The organism is Brasilonema octagenarum UFV-OR1 (genome assembly GCF_963888615.1).
Taxonomy (GTDB): Bacteria; Cyanobacteriota; Cyanobacteriia; order Cyanobacteriales; family Nostocaceae; genus Brasilonema; species Brasilonema sennae.
Map to the genome: position 1 here is coordinate 1 of NZ_CAWPKW010000331.1, position 1,661 is coordinate 1,661.

Below are 1,661 nucleotides of genomic sequence, written 5' to 3' on the forward strand. Positions count from 1 at the left end.
AGTTAACAAAAGAAACAGATCCGTATTTTCTGTTGTAACTGATAACTGGTAACTGGTAACTGATAGCTGATAACTGATAACTGATAGTTGACTCAACCAACACCAAATTTTGTGTATTGATGCATCTTTGGTGGATCAATACCCAACACAATATCGTGTTTTGGTACTCCGATTTCAACTAGCTTATTGGCAATGTGGATATGGATCGTGGGTTATTTGCCATTTATCCTTCTGGAGGGCTGTTTTGACAATAGTATGAAATGCATCAATTGCCAGCATAAATGACTTATGAATGTTGAAAATTCCTAATTATCAGCCCCAGGGCGAATTACTAACGATACTGACGGCGAAATTCAGCGGGTGTCAAACGCATAGGTTTTTGTGGGTCCCAAATTCCTAACCCCATGAGTCTAGCCCATTGCTGGGCACGTTCTAAGCGTAGGTCATATTTGTGGTTAGGCGATCGCCCCACAAACAAAGCGTACCCTTGTTTCACCAACTGTTCATTCAACAAAACCCCATTTTTCCACGCATAAGCCAAACTCCGCCCAAATTGATCTTTCATTTGCACATCAAACTCCAGGATGACTGGCTGTTCCAAAACCTCCGCTTCTAGGCGTTCTTTGGCTGCATCTCCCCAAGGACGTTGCTGCAAATCTGGTGCATCGATTCCCAGCAAGCGTACTTGAGAAATGAGACTTGGTTGATCACCCAAACCTACCACCTTCAAAGTTTGTCCACTGACAACTTGTGTGATTTTGACTTGCACCTGTGTGCTTTCTTCAGGTTTTTTTTGAGGTTGACAAGCTACAAGTAGTAGTAGACAAAGCAGAATGACGATTTTTTCTAGCTTTGCACCAATGCCCTTGAAACAAAATTTAATCTTCATCTATTAATCTTCATCTAAGGGAAGACCTTTGCGAACTTTCCCCCTAGCGAAAAAGCGTCCAAATTGGAGTTCATAGACTTCATCTTCGTCTTGTGTCTCCACCTCCAAATCAGAACGAGCATAACTGACGCACAATAGGGCATAACCTTTTTTCTGCAACTCTGGTGAGAGTCCAAGAGCTTCCGGTTGGTAAATTTCTCCTGAGAGTACCCGGACAGCACAAGTGGTGCAAGCCCCATTCCGACATGAAAACGGCAGTTCTACCCCTTGTTTTTCACCCGTATGCAGGATGTAGCGGTCATCAGGGACTTGGAAGGTGTGTATAGTGCCTTTGGCGCGTTCGCCTTCGGCGCTGCGCTTTGCGCATTCACGAACTTTAATAGTGTATGTCTCGGACATTTGAATTTTTGATTTCAATTTGGGACTTTAGACGAAATTTAGTTGCAGTTTAATTTATCTTATTGTATACTTGGAATTCGTGACGCCTGGAGAGATGGCCGAGCGGTTGAAGGCGCAGCACTGGAAATGCTGTTTGGGGGCAACCTCAACGAGGGTTCGAATCCCTCTCTCTCCGTTTCATAATACAGCAAGAATTCCTGAGTCAGGAGTCAACCCCTAAGCCCTGCGGGCACGCTGCGCGAACGGGGAATTCAAAGTTCAAAATCACCGATAGCGTTTGCGTAGCGCCCCTTCGGGGCTAGCGTGCCCGAAGGGCATAGATTTGAGCCTCGCTCCGCGTAGACGCGTAGCGGCTTCTCGTAAGAGTGGAGCT

Annotated in this window: 4 protein-coding genes and 1 tRNA gene; 1 reads left to right on the plus strand and 4 read right to left on the minus strand. The window is 45.5% G+C overall.

Going from position 1 to position 1,661, the window contains the following annotated elements; translation table 11 throughout:
- Nucleotides 1-92: 92 nt before the first annotated feature.
- From AC5590_RS29970 to AC5590_RS29985, 4 genes are read right to left on the minus strand one after another with little or no spacing between them, the layout of a single operon-like run.
- Nucleotides 93-206: an element excision factor XisI family protein gene (locus AC5590_RS29970; RefSeq protein ID WP_169268981.1), complete on the minus strand. Its 114-nt coding sequence runs from the start codon at nucleotides 204-206 to the stop codon at nucleotides 93-95.
- Entirely contained in the window at nucleotides 184-279 is a 96-nt protein-coding gene (locus tag AC5590_RS29975) for an element excision factor XisH family protein (protein WP_211178816.1), read from the minus strand. The genes AC5590_RS29970 and AC5590_RS29975 overlap by 23 nt, the downstream gene beginning before the upstream one ends.
- Before the next feature lie 52 nt (nucleotides 280-331).
- On the minus strand, nucleotides 332-889 hold the full coding sequence (locus AC5590_RS29980) for a thermonuclease family protein (RefSeq protein ID WP_169268979.1): 558 nt from the start codon (nucleotides 887-889) through the stop codon (nucleotides 332-334).
- Nucleotides 890-892: 3 nt separating this feature from the next.
- Nucleotides 893-1,288, minus strand: a complete 396-nt coding sequence (locus AC5590_RS29985) for a 2Fe-2S iron-sulfur cluster-binding protein (protein WP_169268980.1) — start codon at nucleotides 1,286-1,288, stop codon at nucleotides 893-895.
- 88 nt (nucleotides 1,289-1,376) lie between these two features.
- Between AC5590_RS29985 and AC5590_RS29990 the strand changes: the two genes are divergently transcribed.
- Nucleotides 1,377-1,463, plus strand: a tRNA-Ser gene (locus tag AC5590_RS29990).
- The last annotated feature ends 198 nt before the right edge of the window (nucleotides 1,464-1,661 follow it).

Coding starts and splice junctions, on each gene's coding strand:
- AC5590_RS29980 (WP_169268979.1), bottom strand. CDS start 889: ATGAAGATTAAATTTTGTTTCAAGGGCATTGGTGCAAAGCTAGAAAAA.
- AC5590_RS29985 (WP_169268980.1), bottom strand. CDS start 1,288: ATGTCCGAGACATACACTATTAAAGTTCGTGAATGCGCAAAGCGCAGC.
- AC5590_RS29975 (WP_211178816.1), bottom strand. CDS start 279: ATGCTGGCAATTGATGCATTTCATACTATTGTCAAAACAGCCCTCCAG.